The sequence below is a fragment of the Methanoculleus sp. UBA413 genome (assembly GCF_002502935.1).
GTDB classification, from domain to species: domain Archaea; phylum Halobacteriota; class Methanomicrobia; order Methanomicrobiales; family Methanoculleaceae; genus Methanoculleus; species Methanoculleus bourgensis.
This window is the reverse complement of record NZ_DAQR01000058.1, coordinates 24,225-41,273: the sequence shown is the minus strand read 5'-3', so window position 1 is coordinate 41,273 and position 17,049 is coordinate 24,225. Positions and strand designations below refer to the sequence as shown.

Genomic DNA, 17,049 nt, shown 5'->3' with positions numbered 1-17,049 from the left:
CCACGGTCCACTGCCCGGGGTGAAGCGGGTGAATGGGTTGTTTTCATGCGTACAGCCTCTCGCTCTGCCCCATGAACGCTCAACACCCCTTCGCGATCTTCCGCGTGATCCGGCAGTGGGAGTAATGCGCCGCCCCAGAGCAATGACCTCGTCCTGCAGCCGATATACTATCACTGGTCCAGCCTGGGCGCCGGAACCGCTAAAAAATAGAGTTTACTCTTCTTCCTCGTAGCGCTCGAAGAACGTGACCTCATCGAGGACCTTCTTCTTCGCGATATTGATCTCCTCGGGGTATCCCGCGGGCACGAGCGAGACGAGCGTGTACTCCTCCGGGACGTTGAGGAGAATTCTAACATCCTCGATGTAGTCCTTCTTCTCCCCCGCAACCCAGCAGGACCCAACCCCCCATGCCTGGAGCGCGAGGATGAGCTGGGTCGTTGCCGCACAGCAGTCCTCGAGGTAGTACTTCGCATCCTTCTTCCCGAAGACCGCAAAACAGATGGGCGCATCAGCGATGAACCTGGCGTTCTCGACAAGGTCTGCGATCGCCTGCAGCGTCTCGCGGTTCTGGATGGTCCCAAAGAGCCAGGGCTGCTCGTTCCTGGCGGTCGGGGCAAGCCGCGCACAGTCGAGGGCATCCTTGATGGTCTTCTCCTCGACGGGGTCGTCCTTGTACTTCCGCACGCTGTGCCTGCTCCTGATCACGGTGACACCGAGATTGACCGTTCCACCAATCGGACTCATGCAACGATGGTGGGCACTCCAGGCCTAAATACCTTGGGGAAACGGAAAAACCGGGGGGAAGCCTCAGAGGAGGCCCTGCAGCATCTGCAGCATGTTCGCAAAGCCGTCGCTGACGACCACGGCCGGGTCGATCCCGAGGACCGGGAAGATGAATATGAAGTAGGCGAACGTCCCGATGGTGCTCCCGACGTTTGCAAGAGCCGCGACCAGCACCACCCGGAAGAGCGGGATCCGCCGCATCTCCGAGAAGGTCTCGGCCTCGAGGATCTGCCGGAGTTCCCCGGTTGTGGGTTTTCTGATCTTCGCCTCGACGATGGCCGCAAACCATCCCGCCGCAAGCGCCGGGTTGAGCGACGTCAGCCAGGAGACGCCAAACGCCGTAGCAGCCGAGAGGGGATGCCCGCCGGCGAGCAGCGTGAAGACGGCGCTTAAGATGCCGTTGATCAGGACCCAGTAGACGAGAGCCGCGAGCAGGACATCAAGCCCCACCCCCGAGAAGGCTATGGCGGCGATCAGGAGGGCGAAGAGGAGGGTGACGCCCGCCCCGATGATCTTCGCCCACGGGAGCCCCTTCACATCGGCGGTCAGGGACTGGAGCGGCGGCAGCGTCTCCGGCGCATCAAGGTAGCGCTGCACTCCCTGGATATGCCCGGCGCCGACGACCGCGAGCACCCGCTCGTAGCGGCTCCCGAGCATCAGGAGCTGGTGGGCGAGATAGGCGTCCCGTTCATCGATCAGGGCCTGGGCACCCCGCGGGGAGAACTTCCGGAACTCCTCCATCGCCGCGCTCACCACGTCCTGGTTCGTGAACTCGTCCACGTCGATCTCCTGCCCCTCGACGCCCACGAGCGAGTAGATGAGGGCGCCGATGAGTTTGATCTTCTCCCAGATCCGCATCTTCCCCCAGAACCGCGAGAGCGTTATCCTGATATCCCGGTCGATGAGCGCTACGGGTCGCTGGTGCGCCTCAGCCTCCTCGATGGCGGCCAGCATCTCGGCACCGGGTTTCACGCCGGTCTCGGCGCCGATCCGCTGCTGGATGAAGGCGAGCACCCACTGGACGAGGAGTCGGCCGAAGTTTCCGCCTTTCAGGATCTCTGCGACCGTGGGATCGGCGGTCTCCTCGGTGAGCGATATAAACCGGCCCCGGTCGAGTTCGACGCCGACGATATCGGGCTGGAACTCCTCGATGGCGGACCGGACGTCCTCGACACTCTTCTGTGAGACGTGAGCCGTCCCGACAAGACGGATCTCAGTCATGCAGCACCTTCACACCCTCGCTATCGATCACGACACGCCCTCCCGGCGGCACCCGCGCTCTCCGGTAGACTGCCCGGACGCCGTCCTCCTCGGCCGCCTCGGCAGCCTGCCTCCTGCAGAGGCCCAGCGCCACATCGTGCGCGGCGCCGGGGGAGAGGGGCGTCCCGAGACCCGGGCATTCCGAGACCAGCAGGTCGTCGTCCACGAGCATAAACGGATAGGTCCGGCAGATCCAGGGGCGGTGGGCGTAGATGGAGCACCGCCCGTCCCGGAGAAAGATGCAGGCATCAGCGGTGCGCCTGATACACCAGGCAAGGGTGTATTCTCCGCCGTTCCCCGCATCGATGAAATCGGGGTAGGGCTCGGCGATCTCGTCCCAGGCCATCCCAGTCGCCGCCATGATCGCCCGCACCTCGGCCGGGCTCACGATAACAAGGTTTGAGTCCTCCGCGACCCGCCGGCAGCAGGCGCCGCATCCCCGGCACCCAAACCCGATGGACCCGACCTGGTCCCGAACGTCGTCTACTCCGAGCATATCCGGTCAAAATTCTCGAAAAGAAGCCGTCCGTTGACGGTATGGCTGACCTCCGGGTGCCACTGGACGCCGTAGAGGCGCTCACCGGGAGACGCTATCGCCTCCACACCACAGATGGCCGACTCTGCAAGCCGGACAAACCCTTCCGGCACCACCGAGACCTCGTCGGCATGCGACGCCCAGACCGGGATCCGGTCAGGGTAGCCCTGCAGGATATCGTTATGTTCGAGGATATCAACCTCGACCGCGCCAAACCCGCCGCTTGCGCCCCGGCGGACTGCGCCTCCCCGGGCCGTCGCGATGATGTGCAGCCCAAGACAGATGCCGAGGACCGGGAGGCCGAGGTCCAGGTAGTCGGCGGCAACCCCGGTGCGGTCCAGGGTCGGGCCGCCGCCGAGGATGATACCCCGGCAACCCCGGGCGAGATCGGCCGGCGGCGTATCGTTTGCGATCATTGTGGTCGGAATATCCATATCACGGAGCATCCTCTGTATCAGGTGGTTAAACTGCCCGTGATTGTTGACCACATATAAAGGAAGCATTGCTTATAGGTGGATGCAAAAAGGTATAGTCCTTCCCTCATGCATACTTCCTGACGAAATCAAAGACTTTCCGGGTGATCTCTTCGGGTTCGTGGCCCATGAGATAGGCGAGTGTCAGGGCCCCGCCGGCGCCCATCCCTTCCTTGACCTCCCCGATGCAGTAGCGGGCGAGTCCGACGTGGCCGATCCCGGCGAAGTTCGGGTCGACGTAGTATGCGGTGGTGCCGACGTCGGCGACCGACCCGGGGAATCCGGCTGTGGGATCGTCCCTGACATAGACCGTGGTCGCCAGGGGCGGCACGCGTTTCCCGAGCGCTTTTAAGGTAGCCGCCACGGCGAGCATCTGGGTCCCGCCGGCGAAGATGATGTCGCCGGAGTAGGTGCTCGTGATCCCTGCCGCCACCGGCATCATGGGGTCGCCCGCGGCCCGGAGGATATCAAGGGGCCCCTTTGCGCCGGTCTCATCGATCCGGGCGAGCACTTCCCTGCAGACGGCGTCTTTTAAGTCCAGCGGATTCCGGGCAAAGGCGCTGCTGACCGAGGCTTCGTAGCCGAGCGCCCGCAGCACGCAGAGAGCGGTGGTCGTCCCTCCGGGAACGCACTCCCCGAGCATTAAAAAGTCGCTGTACTGCGAGAGAAGCCGGCCGATCATCTCGCCGCGCTCAAAGAGGTGGGCAGCATGCGGCACCGCGTCCACCTTCCGGGGGTCGCCGCCGGGGCTCCCGTAGACGTCCAGGCAGGGGACGGTGGGGGTATGAGCAAGCCCGGCGTTGATGAGGACAGGGGCAAGACCGGTCAGTTCTATCATGGACCTGGTGATCGTCGCCGGCGTCGGGCACCCGGTCGGGGTGTTCGGCCGGACCGGCATGCTCGTGATCGCGCCGGTCGTGACCAGTTCCGCGTCCAGGATCGGCGTGAGCAGGGTCTTTTCGGGGGTCGGCCCGGCGCCCGATATGCCGGGGACGGTGGAGAGCATGGTGTTTGCGAGGACGAGCGCCATCATCGGGCGGCGCGGCCTGATCCCGGGATCTTCAGAGAGAAAGGGGGTTGACATCAGGTATACAATTGGCTCCCCGGAATAGAAGAGGTTGCGGTTAGGGGCGCGATTCTTCCATCTGCGGGAGAAGGGCGGATCGCCGGGCGCACGCAAAAGCCCGTGACGGGACAGACGGGGCGTGGCGGATTTACATCACCGCCGGCACCCTCCGGGTCGCAGGGGCCGGTGCACAATCCAAACACCAAAATACCCGCCGGGCTCAACTTCTCTATAATGTTCGAGATCGAGCACAGGCTGGAAGAGAAGGGTATCGCGAGGAAGGATATCATCGCCTCGGCGATGGAACTCTACGTCCCCCACGGGATCGGGCCGGAAGAAGCTGTAGTTCGGCTGGATGCGAAGATCAGCAAAGCTTTCGAGGACCCGAACGTTTCGTCGCTCCTCCTCGGCGCCATCCTGCTCGAGGACGAGCTCTACTGGCAGAGGAAGAACTCCGAGATCGCCGAAGACCCGGTCTTCCTCCTCTCCGACGAGATCATCGGGATGGCCATCGCCGAGGTGATCGGCGGGACCTACGCGCGGTTTGAGTTCACCCGCTACGACCAGAAGAAACCCGGGATCCTGGGCACACTCGGGCCGTTCCTCGACGATGCCGTCGCCGGGCTGATTGCGGGCTGTACGTCACGCCTCTACAGTGAGTCGATGTGAGATCGGTCCTCGCCCTCCTGCAGTTCTGCACATCGCTCCCCCTCGGGAGACCGGTTGAGTTTGAGCAGTTCGCCCGCCGCTCATACCTCTACCCGCTCGCCGGGTACGTGATCGGCGGGATAGCGGCAGGCATCGTTTACTGGATCGGATCCCCTGCGGTGGGGGCGGCTGTCGCCCTCGCGATGGTGCTCGTCCTCTCGGGGTGCAACCACTTCGACGGCCTCCTGGACCTCGGGGACGGGCTCATGGCCCACGGGAGCCGGGAGAAGCGGATCGCTGCCATGACCGACCGGACCACGGGAGCCGGTGCCGTCGCGGCGGGGGTCGTCGTCACGCTCATCGCGTTCGCCGGGCTCCTGGACGCCGCAAACCTCCCGGCAGCCATCCTCACAGCCGAAGTCTGCGCAAAGGTCGCCATGTCCTACCTGACCACGCTCGGGGTGCCGTTCCGGGAGGGGATCCACTCCTACCTCCACGGGTTTGCACGGCCCTGGTTCCTTGTCCCGGCCACCCTGCTCGCGCTGCCCCTCTTCCTGCTGCCGCTGCCCCGGATGAGTATCGCGCTCGCGCTCGTCGCCGCGGCCGGTATCGCCGCCGTGATGATGCTTCTTGCCCGGCATCTCTTCGGCGGCATCAACGGCGACGTCGTCGGCGCCGCAAACGAGATCACCCGGGCTGGCGTCCTCCTCCTGCTCGCCCTCCTGTAACCACCTTTTTTATCCCGGCGGTCGCTACTATTGTAGGATGATGAACAACTATGGCCTCTACACCCGGGGAGGGGTCATCACCGAGCGGAACGCAGACTATGCGACGATACGGTTGCGGGTCCCGGGAGGGGTTCTCTCCGCGGCCCAGGTCAAGCAACTGGCAAAGATCAGTGAGAAGTACGGGGATGGCACCCTCCACCTCACCATGCGCCAGACAGCAGAGATCCCGCACGTGAACCCCGATAACCTCGCAAAGATTGCAAAAGCCCTTGAGAAGAACGGGACACCCCTCGGGGCGGAGCAGAACGAGGTGGTCAATATCATGGCCTGCCCGGGCACGGAGCGGTGCAAGTACGCCAACTGCGAGACGATCGACCTTGCCCGGAAGGTTGATGCGCGGGTCTTCGGGAAAGAACTCCCGATACGGCTCAGGATCGCCATATCAGGCTGCACCTACATGTGCAACAGCCCGCTCCTAAACGACATCGGTATCATCGGCCGGATCCGGCCGCTGCGCATCCCGGGGCTCTGCACGGGGTGTGGTACCTGCGTAGAGTACTGCAAGGAGCGTGCCATAAAGTTGAGGGACGGCATCTCCGTCCTCGACGAGAGCAAATGCGTCCAGTGCGGGGTCTGCATCCACTCCTGCCCCTACCACCTCCTGAAGTCGGAGTACGACCACTACCAGATCACGGTCGGCGGACGACGCGGCGCAAACCCCTGCGTGGGGCGCGAACTCGTCACCGTCGAGACCGAGGAGGAGGTCGTCGAGGTCGTCGACCGCGTCGTCTACTGGGTCTACCGGACCGCCTGGAGCGGGCGGTTCCTCGCCGACCAGATGGACGAGATCGGGTACGAGAAGTTCAGGGAAGAGATCCAGAAAGAGTTCGGGCCGAAGGAGCAGGCGGCAGAGGAGTGAGGGGAGCGGGCTGATTGTTCATCCCGCACCGGGTTGTCGCCGGCATCAGTAACCGTACATCGAGCGGAACCCCTCACCGGCGTCATCCTCGCACTCGATCGCGGTGCCGTCCCGGACAAGAGTGTTGAACATGATGGCGGCGTTGAGCAGGTTCTCATCCACGCCCACACCCCCTCTTGCGCCTGAGAGAGCCTGGCGCTGCGGTGTCGGGATCGTCCGCCTCCCCACCCTGACACCCGCGCAGTGCCGGCAGTAACCACAGTGGGAGTGGACCGAGACCTCACGTTCTGCGCACATAACCGTCACCCTATCCTTCGCGTTATCACGATGAAACTCAAGCGTTTTCATGGTACGAAGAACGTAGATTTCCAAAGATTATGATTCTGTCGATTACCCGGGGTTTTGAGAGAATGCACGCTTCTGACGCTGATAGAAATGCTTTATATAGAGAACGTCGTATGTATAGGATACTCGCATAAGCAGGCTGTTCGAGCTGACAGGCCTATTTGATTGAGTGGAGGATACTATCTATGGCAGTTGACAAGCCCCACATGAATTTAGCAGTTATCGGACATATCGACCACGGGAAGTCTACCACCGTCGGCCGGTTACTCTTTGAGACGGGAGCCGTACCGCCCCACATCATTGAGTCGTACAGGAAGGAGGCAGAGACCAAGGGTAAGGGCTCGTTCGAGTTCGCCTGGGTAATGGACAGCCTCAAGGAAGAGCGTGAGCGTGGTATCACCATCGATATCGCCCACAAGCGGTTCGATACCGACAAGTACTACTTCACCGTCGTGGACTGCCCCGGTCACCGCGACTTCGTCAAGAACATGATCACGGGCGCATCCCAGGCAGACGCCGCGCTGCTGGTCGTCGCCGCGCCTGACGGCGTGATGGAGCAGACCAAGGAGCACGTCTTCCTCTCCCGTACGCTCGGGATCAACCAGCTGATCATCGGCATCAACAAGATGGACGTCGTCAAGTACGACGAGAAGCGCTACAACGAGGTCAAGGACCAGCTTTCTCAGCTGATCAAGATGGTCGGCTACAAGCCCGAGAACACCAAATTCATCCCGATGAGCTCGTTTGTCGGTGACAACATCGGCAAGCTCAGCGAGAACACTCCCTGGTATAAGGGCCCGACGGTGCTTGAGGCGCTCAACGCGCTCGTCGAACCCGAGAAACCGACAGAACTTCCTCTCCGTCTCCCCATCCAGGACGTCTACTCCATCTCGGGTATCGGGACCGTGCCTGTCGGCCGTATCGAGACCGGTGTGATGAAGAAGGGAATGAAGGTCAGCTTCATGCCTTCCAACAAGGTTGGTGAGGTCAAGACCATCGAGATGCACCACGAGGAGATCCCCCAGGCAGTCCCGGGCGACAACGTCGGGTTCAACGTCCGTGGTATCGGCAAGGGCGACATCCGCCGTGGCGACGTCTGCGGTCCTGTTGACACACCGCCGACCGTTGCAGACGAGTTCGTGGCGCAGATCGTCGTGCTCCACCACCCCAGTGCCCTGACCGTCGGCTACACCCCGGTCTTCCACTGCCACACCGCCCAGATCGCGTGCACCTTCATCGAGCTCCAGAAGAAACTCGACCCCCGCACCGGTCAGGTCAAGGAAGAGAACCCCACGTTCCTCAAGACCGGCGATGCCGCGATCGTCAAGATCAAGCCTACCCGGCCCCTGGTCATCGAGAACGTCAAGGAGATCCCCCAGCTCGGACGGTTTGCTGTCCGTGATATGGGTTCCACCATCGCGGCAGGTATGTGCATCAACATAACGCCGAAGCAGATGAGATAAGGTACCTATATTTTTTGGTGGCAGATATGCAGAAAGCCAGAATACGTCTTTCAGGGACTGACTTCGAGAAAATCGAGATGGTCTGTGACAGGATCAAAGAGATAGCAGAGCGAACCGGCGTGAATCTGGCAGGTCCGATCCCGCTGCCCACGAAGAAACTCGTGGTGCCCACCAGGAAGAGCCCTGACGGCGAAGGTACCGCAACCTGGGATCGCTGGCAGATGCGGGTGCACAAGAGGCTCATCGATATCGATGCTGATGAGCGTGCGCTGCGCCAGCTGATGCGGATTCAGGTTCCAAAAGGCATCGGTATTGAGATTGTGCTGGAGAGCTGAGGTGAGAGCGGCGTGAATGCCGCCGTGTTCACGAGATGGGTCCGTGAACGACTCTCGTTTGAGGGGCTTTTTCTCCTCATACTTCTGGTCACAATTGCCCTCCGTTTTTACTTTCTCGACCTGAAGTTATTTCACCACGATGAGGCTATCCACGCGTGGTTCTCGTACAAACTCCTGACCGAGGGGACCTATATCTACGACCCCATGTACCATGGGCCGTTCCTCTACTATACGACGGCCGGGATCTTCTCGCTCCTCGGGGACTCCGATCTTGTGGGCAGGCTTCTTCCGGCGCTCTTCGGCACCCTGCTTGTCGCGCTGGTCTATCCGGTCTACAAACTCGGCTACCTGGACAAGAAGCAAGCCCTGATAGCAGCGCTCTTCCTTGCGGTCTCGCCGAATATGGTCTACTTCTCGCGGTTCCTGAGGAACGATATCTACATCGCCTTCTTTACGATGGCGCTGCTTGTCGCCCTCCTCTACTACATTGAGCGGGGGCAGATGCGGTATGCGCTGCTTGCCGGGGCGGCCGCGGGTTTCGGGATGTCGGCAAAGGAGAATATGCCGATCGTCCTTTTGATCTTCGGGGCGTTCTTCCTCTACCTGGTCTGGACGCGGAAGGTGCGGCTGCCGGCCCGCTGGGTCAGGGACGTCGTGCTCGGGGGGCTCGTCGTGGTCGGGATCATGGCGGTCTTCTACTCGTCGTTTGGCGCGCACCCTGAGGTGCTCCTGGATGGGTGGCTCCGGGCTATCGAGCACTGGACCTCCATGCACCAGATGCAGCGGCTCGGGGGGCCGCCGTATTTCTATATTCTGCTCTTCATCCTCTACGAGATCCCGATCCTGGCCCTCGCCGTCGTCGGGGTCCTGCAGTTCTTCGACGTCCCGGGCGCCGTCAAGGGGTTGTGGAGACGCCGTGGGGAGGGAGCGACTGCGGAGGCTCCTGTGGAGGGAACTCAGGCGGACGTGGAGACTGCGACTGAGGAGGCTCCACCCGTAGAAGAAGTTCCACCCGTAGAAGAGGTACCGCCTGCGCCCGAGACCCGGGGCTTGCGGGACCGGCTCCGCGGGCTCTTCGGCCGCGGCGGGGAGGCAGGACCGGTCAACCGGCAGGAGGAGTTTGCCAGGTTTGCTATATTCTGGATGCTTCTTTCGCTTGCTGCCTACGCCTACCTCGGCGAGAAGGTGCCGTGGCTGATCCTTCACCAGCTCCTGCCGATGATCTTCGTCGCGGTCTACGCGATGACCACGAGGAAGGCAGTCATCGCTGTCGCGGCGAGCATCTTTCTCATCGTCATGACGTTCCACGTGGCGTTCACCCCGGCGGATATCAACGAGCCCATCGTGCAGGTGCAGAACTCTGAGGACCTGCGGGACGTCTTTGCGAAGATCGATGCCGCGGACCGCGTGGCTGTCGCGAGTGAGTCCTACTGGCCGCTGCCCTGGTACTACCGGGGCGAGGGGGCCTCAAAACTGAGTTATTACAGTAAGAAGGTGGGTGAGCCGACGATCTACGCAGGCGACTTCGATCTCGTGATCACCCAGGACTCCGATACCTACCCGGCCCTGGAGGGCTACGAGAAGGAGACCCGCCGGCTGAACTACTGGTTCTCGTATACTGAGAACAAGGACAGGCTGCTTGAGTACTACTTCCTGCGGGACGGGAAGATGGGGAGCAGGAACCTCGAGGTCTTCTCGAGGGTTCCTGCGGCCGGGTAGGTGCGGGGCAGTTCATGCCGGCGGTCGCCGGGCCCCGGCAAGGTCTCTTCTGATCTTTTGCCTGCTGTACCACTCAACAATTCTTCCCAGAGCATCGTAGAACGGGTTGACCGGAACGCTCGTGTAGTAGCGGGCGCCGGGATCGAGCCAGCCTGATTCTTTCCAGTAGGCATGGTCGGCCGGGGCGTGGTCTGCCAGTTCGCTAAACCATGCCCGCTGGCCATGGAAGATAATGACGTTCCTGAGCCCCGGCCGCCGCTCTCTTCCCTCAACCAGCGCCTGGAAGAACGATCGGGCCGCTTCGTCAAGTCTCCGGTCGTTCCTGCGGGCCTGCCGCTCTGGTATGGTGACGGGGTTTGTGACGATGCCGACGCGGGAGACGACATCAAACCCCTATATGCCGGCGACGGTGTCGAGGTAGCGAAGAACGTCTTTCTCGCCCACTAAGCCGGTGGTGGTGAGGAGGAGGGCTCGTTTGTCGAAGAAACGGGGTCGATGGAAGATATAGGAGAACCGGTCGATGAAGGTCTTCATGAGACCGGTGACGGCGAGACCGTAGACCGGGGTCGCAAAGATCACCCCGTCTGCGTTGTGCATCTTCTCCTCGACGGCAGGGGCGTTATCCCGGATAGGGCAGCGCTCCTCGCCCCACTCCAGACAGAGGGCGCATCCCCGGCAGGGTGCAAGCCCGACGTCACCCGAGCATGAGGTACTCGAACTCAACGTCGCCGAGGGAGCGCATCGTGTTCTCGATCCTCTTCGCCGCCCGGTAGGTGTTGCCCTTCCGGGGGCTCCCCATGACGACCAGGACCTTCATCGCATCTCCCCGGCCAGGAACTGGTCGTACCTCCGGGCCTTCTCATCCCCCCGCGTGCAGTAGAACGCTGTATGCAGAAGTCCGGTCTCCGGCGGGACCGGGCATGTGGGGCAGGGGCACCTGACCTCGTGGCTGATGCAGATGATGCTCATGCCGGTGAAACAGAAGAAGCCCTGCTCCAGATTTTTTGCGCATTCGGTGAAGGTCGGGCAGTCCATGCAGATGCACTTCGCCCGCTCGGCCCGGAGGGTGTTGATGCGCTCGGCAAGGGGCATCTGCATCATTGTCTGCGCCAGCCGCTCGAATGTATCCACGTCACCACGCTCCCGGGGGTTGCGCTGCCTGCTGTCTGCGGGGATATAAGGTTGCTGTTTGAGCACGGGGGTTGTGCCGGGATGGATTTCGTGGAACATACTGTGCGGGGTGAAACAGATTACTGCATCACCGGGGAGGCAGGTTCAGGTCCGGCTCGGATATTGGCCCGCAATCCCGGAATGACATCTACTGTATCATACCGTATCACTGAAAAATGATACAGTAACTCATCTACCGTAACGTTCCTCCCCGTTACGGTGGTTAACAGTAACTCCGGATCTCGATCGCCTCCTCGCTCCCATCAAGGAGGGGGGAGGCGGAAGAGGCCCGGACTGGTCCGGAGGGGGCACACATCCGCTATGTGGCGGTTCGGAGATCTCTCGGGGGCGTGCGGCCCGGGGGGAGAAAAGAGAAGGGTTATCCAGCCCTGAAAGAATTGTTACCTGTGGCGCTTGAGAGAGGAGATCCACCCCCACCGGTTGTCGGCTACGACCTCGCACGCTTTCTTGCCTGGTTAAAGAAGCGCGACGGCTACTGTGACTACGAGGAAGGGGAGTGCTACTGCAGGTGTGCAAAGACCGGTATCGATCTTTTCGGGCTTGTCAAGGAGTATGGTCCCGGAAGGATTGCCATCTACAGAACAAACAGAACACCCTCCAAAAAACTGGTTAAGCTGCACGACTGGAACTGGGCCGATGCCTGGGCGATATACTATGGCGTCGAGATCCCTCACCACCGGCATAGGAAGGGCATGTAAATATATTTATAGTAACAATAAGTATATCTGCATAGCTGCGGAAGGTGGAGGAGTAGGATGGAAGAGGATAACTTGCCAGAATTGCCCTCCTCGGTTGAGGAATACATCGGGGTTCCCTATGGGGGCCTCTTTGGTGAAACGGTCATAACCCATGTGGTCCGGGAGATCGTAGCGGACCCGGAGCGGGAGTTCAGACCGAGGTATCTCGCAAAGATGACCGGGAAATCGAACGTCAGCGTCAGGGATGCGCTCGATAAACTAGTTGACCAAAACATCATGACAAAAGAGTACATGGACCCCCAGAGGCCGGTGTACCGGGTGAATCCCGGATCGAAGCGGCTTGACGCGCTGACGTTCCTCGCGTATGCTGTCATCGACGATCGGGAGGGGACCCATTGTATGAGGGACGCGGTCTTTGAGTACTGCAGGCGCGAGGTTGCCTTCCGGTTTGCCGGGGAGCATGAGCGGGAGAAGGGGGTTTCATATACGGGAGCAAGCCCGAGATCGCTCCTCCGGGGCAGCCAGGCGAACCCGGGGCGGTACGCAGAATCCGGGGGAGGTTGAAGCGGATGACGGTTGAGGAAGAGGGGCCAAAGCCTTCGGTTGAAACGGTCAGGGAACCCGACTTCAAGGTCGCATACGTCGACGGTGTCTTTGGCGACCTGAACCCGGAGAGGGGGCACCTGGCCTTCTTCTACGATGTCCCGGAGCTCACGACAGACCCTGACGGGCATATGGCGGCGACAGGCATCCAGCGGCGGGTTGTCATCGACCTCCGGATGTCGCCGCAACGGTGGGTTGCGATGGCGCACTGGATGATGGAGCACGCCGACCGCTACGAGGACTGGCTAGCCGGGAATGAGCCCTGAAGCGGCCCCTGGTTCACTCTATCCCCAGGTCCCGTTTCAGCGCCTCGTACGTCACGAACCCGCCCCGCCGGATCTCGTCGAGTGATGCCTGGATACCGGCGATCACCTCCGGGCTCGGGGTTTCGGGATCCTCGATCTCTTCCAGGAGCCGGCGAATGATAGCCAGGTAGGGCTCGTCCGGGTAGCGGCGGAGTTCGTCCAGCCGGTCCCGGTCGGATCTGAGGATCTCGATCATGGTCGTCTCGTCTGACATGGTGGGCTGTATTACCCCGGGAGGATATGAACCTGACGGCGCTGCAGGCCGCCGGGAAAGGGGGTGGCGGTTAGGATGTTGCTCCAGCCATCAGAGGGAGAACAACACTGCAGCCAGGACCGCGGTCACGAGCAGGGTCAGGATGAGGAACGCAACAACACCGAAGACCCAGGCGAAGAGGAACAGGAACATATGGAGGACACTTGTCTCGCGGTACGGGATCTCCCCTGCGTTCATCTGTTTTGCCGTTGTATACGCATCGTAGATACCATAGATCGCCACGGCCAGGCCGGGGATGATGAAGAACGCACCGCCGATAACCGCTCCGCCGAGGATGAGAAAACCCCGGCTGACATCCCCGTTGTATACCTGCCCCATGCCGGTGAAGAGGAGGCCGCAGAGCGCTGCAAGGCCGGGGCTCTTCTCGGTGCTCCCCCTGAGCCTGACCCCGCACCCCGGGCAGATCTCAGCGTTTGGGCTGATGAGTTTGTTTCCACATTCCGGACAGAAGTTTGACAATAGTACCACCTGATGATATCAATGCGGGGAGGTTTTGTCAGAGTGACGATATATCTTATGATTTATGCGTGCAGAAGGGCACAGGGGGCTCGTTGTGGAACGGCAGGTACAAATAAAGGATGGTTATCCTGGTCTGGCGGGTGCAGGGCCGGGGGATTTTCTCGCACGGGGGCACCTTTGTCGGCCGGTGTGATATGAATGTGGGGATGCCGACGGCGGGATCTCGGAGGTGGTGAGCGCCCTTCTCATGGTGGCGTATCGGTCCTTGGAATCGTCCATTCCATCAGGACAGCTCGCCGAGCAGGTCGTCTATTGAAGATATCTCCCGGTATCGTCCGGCTGCGATGTCTTCTTCGCTCTTCTGTATCGCCGCCATAGTTTCGGGATTGCTGAGAATCTCAACGGTATCAAGAAGGGCGTCAAGATCTTCCCGCCGGACCATTGTCTCCTGTATCTTTTTGATTTCAAGATAGAGTTCATCGATGGTGACAGCCGGAGTCATGAGTAGTAGTGACCGTCTGTTCAAGTAAAAGTATTCTGGAGATGGTGAGCGCCCTTCTCATGGTGGCAGTCGTGGTCGCCTTTGCGGGGATTGCGGGAGTGATGGTCTTCGGGGTGGAGATGCCGGAGGAGCCGAGGGTCGTTGTGGTGGCGGCGACGCGGGTCGTCGTCGGGAGGTTTGTCGATAACGAGTCGTGGATAGTGCTTGATAAGGCGCTCTAACATGTCGAGCGGCCTTCCGCGTCTCGTCTACCGGTAGGGGTTCGCGACCGTGATCCCGGGGATGCACCGGAGATGTGCATCTTCCGTGATGATCGTCTCGATGCCGGGACTCGATCATCGTTGCAGCAAGGAGTGCGGCCTGATGCGACACCAGATTCATGTTTTACCCATAAAACGCACATTTCACCGTTTTGTTTGCAGCAGTCCGGGAAACAGAGGCACCCTCGCCGTCACCGGAATGTTCGTCGCCCGCGCTCTCCGTTCTCTGATCCTGCTGTACATAGGTACATAGATCGATAATTATCGAGATCCGGAGGTGTTTTTCGCGCATTCCTCCTTGTTCCAGTCGTTTTATTGTTTGCAGCAACTGCTGCAAACTGCTGTCATTGCTGTCACTCGCCGGGTCGTTATCCAGCCAGACCGTGGCCTGTGCCAACCAGGCGCGGTAACTGCTGTATCCGATGGACAAAATTGCAAAAAGTCAGAGTACAGATCCTCTATCTCGATAGCAGCTTCCAGGCAAGTGCGGACAACCGGTGTGGGCTACACACACGTGCATAGGTCTGCGGCTACGCCTGACCGACTAATCCGTGAATTGTTCTTTGACGAGGTTGATAACAGAGGCAGCGAGCGTCAGAGCCTTCTCCCCATCCTCTCGGTCGAACGCCTCATACGGCAGGCCTCCAGGGATCCCGTTTGGATAGCGGGTCGGGATATAATAGAGATCAAGAGTCCTTGCCCGCCAGACGACATCAAAAACACTGTTGAGTGAAGAGGCCCGGTTCAGAAGGTCTGCGACGGAATGACCAAGTACTCTCTCCTCTCCGGAGAGGTAGAGAAACGCCTTGATAGCTTTCTCTGCCGCCTGCTGGGCTAGAAAGCAGACCAAGCTATATCTCTCGCCTGCAAAGGCATACTGCGCATCATCAAAGTCACGCTCCGCTTGTTTCAGCCATCTGCTTCCTTCTTTTCCCGGTTCCTGCCTCATAGATCACAACACCATCCCGCAATGCATTCTTAAGGAAGACACCCTCCATCATGGCAGCGAACTCTTCCGGGGTATATACCAGGATATCCATGGCGATACGGGCATCACGGTAAAACGGTTCCAGACGGGACAGGAATTTCTTATCCGTCTCCTGAATGATGATGAGATCGAGATCGCTGCTGCGATGGACGTCTCCCCGGGCAACCGAGCCGAAGAGGATGATCTTCTTGATCGACGGATCCCGGCTCCAATGGTCAACAAACACCTGCAACTCGCTTTCGAGTCGTCTTTTGTGCTCCTGAACAGTCCGGGGACCAACCATATATGATTATTCCGCCGATGGCACAATAAAGATATCGAACCGCTCCGTTTGAATGGGTTTTGGGCTTTGTTGAATCCCGCCCCTTGAGATCGAATCACCTGCAGAATTATCTCAGCGAGGTGGAAGGCGGCACTCGCAGGAAGCCCCCTACGTAAGCGGGGGTAGTTCACCCATACCTCATCGGCTCACGCAGAAGTGCCCGAAGGACGACTGCCTGAAAGGCAGGAGTTCGAGAAACCCGGGGTTCGCAGTGCGATGGTTCGTTAGAACCAGATCTTGAGCATCGACGTCAAGTTAATCTCGAAAACCAGTTCCTTCCGCCGCATTTATTGGACATATCGGACATCTTCCGTTTTGGGTGCCCGATATCCGCCACCCGGGATTGAGGGGATCGGTGTTTCATGGGGGTTGCAACGCCGCGGATTCATCGCACCCCCTCCCTCGCGCCCCTCTCCCGCACCGGTTGAGTGTAGAACCCTTCGCCTGTGCCTCCTGTGATCGATACACTGCCTTCCCCATGATCGCAGGGATCGCACCCGGCCGGGCTCTCGGTCTTCACCCGGGCAACCGTCCCCGGGTCAAGCACACCGGAGAGCAGCCGGAGACTGTTTGCAGCATTTGCGGCTGTGCTCCAAAGGGGTGCGCAAATAGGAGCGCAAACACTTTTGGCAGTCGAAAACTCTGATACACCGAGATTTTTACGACACATCGTTAAATCATCATTTTCGATCTTTTCATTTGCAGCAAGTCCGGAAACACACGGCACAACCGAGCCATGCACGCGATCCCTGGGCTCTTCCAGTGGAACCTGATCGGGTGGACTGTGTGATCCGGAATTTGCTGCAAACGGCCTCTGATCGCTGTGAACGATCTCAGGGAAAATCTCTTTGTTCATCAAATACTCTCCATTCCTTGAGAATTCTCACCCTCGATCTCTTTGCAACTATGTTTGCGCTCCCCTTTGCAGCAAGGGTTACGCATGTTGCAACTCCCGCCAGAAGGTGGTGGGGAGTCCTCCTCTAGCCGAACCGCGAGTTCTGCTACCCACCCCCGGTAGCGCCCGGCGTCGAACTGGAAGTGGAGTTCGTCCCGGTGGAGTCGTCGATGACTGTCGTGTCCACTGCACTGATGGCAGGGCACTTCTCCAGGAAGCGAGGGAGGCACGGTTGGCGAGCACAGCGATGTAGAGCACCGCGGCCCCGGCGAGGAAGA

The 17,049-nt window shown here is 60.3% G+C and carries 25 protein-coding genes; 11 read left to right on the top strand and 14 right to left on the bottom strand.

All coding sequences use genetic code 11. The annotated features are described in order from the left end of the window. Positions 1 to 213 precede the first annotated feature (213 nt). The 5 genes from BP858_RS04515 to cobT all read right to left on the bottom strand — a co-directional run bounded on the left by BP858_RS04515 (position 214) and on the right by cobT (position 4,135). Positions 214 to 744, bottom strand: a complete 531-nt coding sequence (locus BP858_RS04515; protein WP_062263103.1) for a nitroreductase family protein — start codon at positions 742 to 744, stop codon at positions 214 to 216. Positions 745 to 807: 63 nt separating this feature from the next. Further along, positions 808 to 2,004 (bottom strand): TraB/GumN family protein, encoded by a 1,197-nt coding sequence (locus tag BP858_RS04510; protein ID WP_286878955.1) that lies wholly within the window; start codon positions 2,002 to 2,004, stop codon positions 808 to 810. Next, on the bottom strand, positions 1,997 to 2,539 hold the full coding sequence (locus BP858_RS04505; RefSeq protein ID WP_074175316.1) for a YkgJ family cysteine cluster protein: 543 nt from the start codon (positions 2,537 to 2,539) through the stop codon (positions 1,997 to 1,999). The genes BP858_RS04510 and BP858_RS04505 overlap by 8 nt, the downstream gene beginning before the upstream one ends. After that, entirely contained in the window at positions 2,527 to 3,081 is a 555-nt protein-coding gene (locus tag BP858_RS04500; protein WP_062263097.1) for a GMP synthase subunit A, read from the bottom strand. The genes BP858_RS04505 and BP858_RS04500 overlap by 13 nt, the downstream gene beginning before the upstream one ends. Before the next feature lie 37 nt (positions 3,082 to 3,118). Continuing rightward, positions 3,119 to 4,135: a nicotinate mononucleotide-dependent phosphoribosyltransferase CobT gene (gene cobT / locus BP858_RS04495; RefSeq protein ID WP_074175315.1), complete on the bottom strand. Its 1,017-nt coding sequence runs from the start codon at positions 4,133 to 4,135 to the stop codon at positions 3,119 to 3,121. Positions 4,136 to 4,351: 216 nt separating this feature from the next. On the opposite strand from cobT, the gene BP858_RS04490 reads away from it, so the two are divergent. Genes BP858_RS04490 through BP858_RS04480 form a run of 3 tightly spaced genes read left to right on the top strand, consistent with a single transcriptional unit; the run spans position 4,352 to position 6,412 of the window. Continuing rightward, positions 4,352 to 4,786, top strand: coding sequence for a phosphatidylglycerophosphatase A (locus BP858_RS04490; RefSeq protein WP_074175314.1), 435 nt, complete (start codon positions 4,352 to 4,354; stop codon positions 4,784 to 4,786). Further along, positions 4,783 to 5,493 (top strand): adenosylcobinamide-GDP ribazoletransferase, encoded by a 711-nt coding sequence (cobS, locus tag BP858_RS04485; protein WP_286878954.1) that lies wholly within the window; start codon positions 4,783 to 4,785, stop codon positions 5,491 to 5,493. The genes BP858_RS04490 and cobS overlap by 4 nt, the downstream gene beginning before the upstream one ends. 37 nt (positions 5,494 to 5,530) lie before the next feature. Then, positions 5,531 to 6,412: a 4Fe-4S binding protein gene (locus tag BP858_RS04480; RefSeq protein ID WP_082864906.1), complete on the top strand. Its 882-nt coding sequence runs from the start codon at positions 5,531 to 5,533 to the stop codon at positions 6,410 to 6,412. A 45-nt stretch (positions 6,413 to 6,457) separates the two neighbouring features. Here the strand turns inward: BP858_RS04480 and BP858_RS04475 are convergent, their stop codons facing one another. Further along, entirely contained in the window at positions 6,458 to 6,760 is a 303-nt protein-coding gene (locus tag BP858_RS04475; protein ID WP_062263092.1) for a hypothetical protein, read from the bottom strand. A gap of 182 nt (positions 6,761 to 6,942) precedes the next feature. On the opposite strand from BP858_RS04475, the gene tuf reads away from it, so the two are divergent. The 4 genes from tuf (at position 6,943) to BP858_RS04455 (ending at position 10,721) form a co-directional block, all read left to right on the top strand. Beyond that, the gene (gene tuf, locus BP858_RS04470; RefSeq protein ID WP_074175312.1) at positions 6,943 to 8,220 is read left to right on the top strand and encodes a translation elongation factor EF-1 subunit alpha; all 1,278 of its coding nucleotides are present in this window, start codon (positions 6,943 to 6,945) and stop codon (positions 8,218 to 8,220) included. A 26-nt stretch (positions 8,221 to 8,246) separates the two neighbouring features. Beyond that, positions 8,247 to 8,555 (top strand): 30S ribosomal protein S10, encoded by a 309-nt coding sequence (gene rpsJ / locus BP858_RS04465; RefSeq protein WP_014866960.1) that lies wholly within the window; start codon positions 8,247 to 8,249, stop codon positions 8,553 to 8,555. Positions 8,556 to 8,567: 12 nt separating this feature from the next. Next, positions 8,568 to 10,274, top strand: coding sequence for a flippase activity-associated protein Agl23 (locus BP858_RS04460; RefSeq protein WP_286878953.1), 1,707 nt, complete (start codon positions 8,568 to 8,570; stop codon positions 10,272 to 10,274). Positions 10,275 to 10,496: 222 nt separating this feature from the next. Then, positions 10,497 to 10,721, top strand: a complete 225-nt coding sequence (locus tag BP858_RS04455) for a hypothetical protein (RefSeq protein ID WP_250317306.1) — start codon at positions 10,497 to 10,499, stop codon at positions 10,719 to 10,721. On the opposite strand, the gene BP858_RS04450 is transcribed toward BP858_RS04455, so the two are convergent. From BP858_RS04450 to BP858_RS04440, 3 genes are read right to left on the bottom strand one after another with little or no spacing between them, the layout of a single operon-like run. Continuing rightward, positions 10,668 to 10,997 (bottom strand): flavodoxin family protein, encoded by a 330-nt coding sequence (locus BP858_RS04450; protein ID WP_238320527.1) that lies wholly within the window; start codon positions 10,995 to 10,997, stop codon positions 10,668 to 10,670. The two genes, BP858_RS04455 and BP858_RS04450, sit on opposite strands and share 54 nt — an antisense overlap. Then, a complete protein-coding gene (locus BP858_RS04445) occupies positions 10,969 to 11,091 on the bottom strand; it encodes an NAD(P)H-dependent oxidoreductase (RefSeq protein ID WP_238320526.1) in 123 nt (40 codons plus the stop codon). Before BP858_RS04445 ends, BP858_RS04450 begins: the two co-directional genes overlap by 29 nt. Beyond that, a complete protein-coding gene (locus tag BP858_RS04440; protein ID WP_082864905.1) occupies positions 11,088 to 11,504 on the bottom strand; it encodes a DUF2769 domain-containing protein in 417 nt (138 codons plus the stop codon). The genes BP858_RS04445 and BP858_RS04440 overlap by 4 nt, the downstream gene beginning before the upstream one ends. Positions 11,505 to 11,851: 347 nt before the next feature. Between BP858_RS04440 and BP858_RS04435 the strand changes: the two genes are divergently transcribed. Genes BP858_RS04435 through BP858_RS04425 form a run of 3 tightly spaced genes read left to right on the top strand, consistent with a single transcriptional unit; the run spans position 11,852 to position 13,032 of the window. Next, positions 11,852 to 12,163 carry a hypothetical protein gene (locus tag BP858_RS04435; RefSeq protein WP_062263086.1) on the top strand — a complete coding sequence of 104 codons (312 nt, stop codon included), beginning with the start codon at positions 11,852 to 11,854 and terminating at the stop codon, positions 12,161 to 12,163. 57 nt (positions 12,164 to 12,220) lie between these two features. Then, positions 12,221 to 12,727: a hypothetical protein gene (locus tag BP858_RS04430; RefSeq protein ID WP_014866954.1), complete on the top strand. Its 507-nt coding sequence runs from the start codon at positions 12,221 to 12,223 to the stop codon at positions 12,725 to 12,727. Between the two features lie 5 nt (positions 12,728 to 12,732). Next, the gene (locus tag BP858_RS04425) at positions 12,733 to 13,032 is read left to right on the top strand and encodes a hypothetical protein (protein WP_014866953.1); all 300 of its coding nucleotides are present in this window, start codon (positions 12,733 to 12,735) and stop codon (positions 13,030 to 13,032) included. 13 nt (positions 13,033 to 13,045) lie between these two features. Here BP858_RS04425 and BP858_RS04420 read toward each other — a convergent pair whose 3' ends face one another. The 3 genes from BP858_RS04420 to BP858_RS04410 all read right to left on the bottom strand — a co-directional run bounded on the left by BP858_RS04420 (position 13,046) and on the right by BP858_RS04410 (position 14,306). Further along, the gene (locus tag BP858_RS04420) at positions 13,046 to 13,285 is read right to left on the bottom strand and encodes a hypothetical protein (protein ID WP_062263082.1); all 240 of its coding nucleotides are present in this window, start codon (positions 13,283 to 13,285) and stop codon (positions 13,046 to 13,048) included. 90 nt (positions 13,286 to 13,375) lie between these two features. Beyond that, complete coding sequence (locus tag BP858_RS04415; RefSeq protein ID WP_082864904.1) at positions 13,376 to 13,804, bottom strand: zinc ribbon domain-containing protein; 429 nt, start codon at positions 13,802 to 13,804, stop codon at positions 13,376 to 13,378. Between the two features lie 283 nt (positions 13,805 to 14,087). Continuing rightward, positions 14,088 to 14,306 carry a hypothetical protein gene (locus BP858_RS04410; RefSeq protein ID WP_286878952.1) on the bottom strand — a complete coding sequence of 73 codons (219 nt, stop codon included), beginning with the start codon at positions 14,304 to 14,306 and terminating at the stop codon, positions 14,088 to 14,090. Between the two features lie 41 nt (positions 14,307 to 14,347). Here BP858_RS04410 and BP858_RS04405 point away from each other — a divergent pair, with 41 nt between their 5' ends. Then, entirely contained in the window at positions 14,348 to 14,527 is a 180-nt protein-coding gene (locus tag BP858_RS04405; RefSeq protein WP_286878951.1) for a hypothetical protein, read from the top strand. A gap of 583 nt (positions 14,528 to 15,110) precedes the next feature. Here the strand turns inward: BP858_RS04405 and BP858_RS04400 are convergent. Beyond that, positions 15,111 to 15,515: a HEPN domain-containing protein gene (locus tag BP858_RS04400; protein ID WP_014866946.1), complete on the bottom strand. Its 405-nt coding sequence runs from the start codon at positions 15,513 to 15,515 to the stop codon at positions 15,111 to 15,113. Then, entirely contained in the window at positions 15,460 to 15,837 is a 378-nt protein-coding gene (locus BP858_RS04395; protein WP_014866945.1) for a nucleotidyltransferase domain-containing protein, read from the bottom strand. The genes BP858_RS04400 and BP858_RS04395 overlap by 56 nt, the downstream gene beginning before the upstream one ends. Positions 15,838 to 17,049: the final 1,212 nt, after the last annotated feature.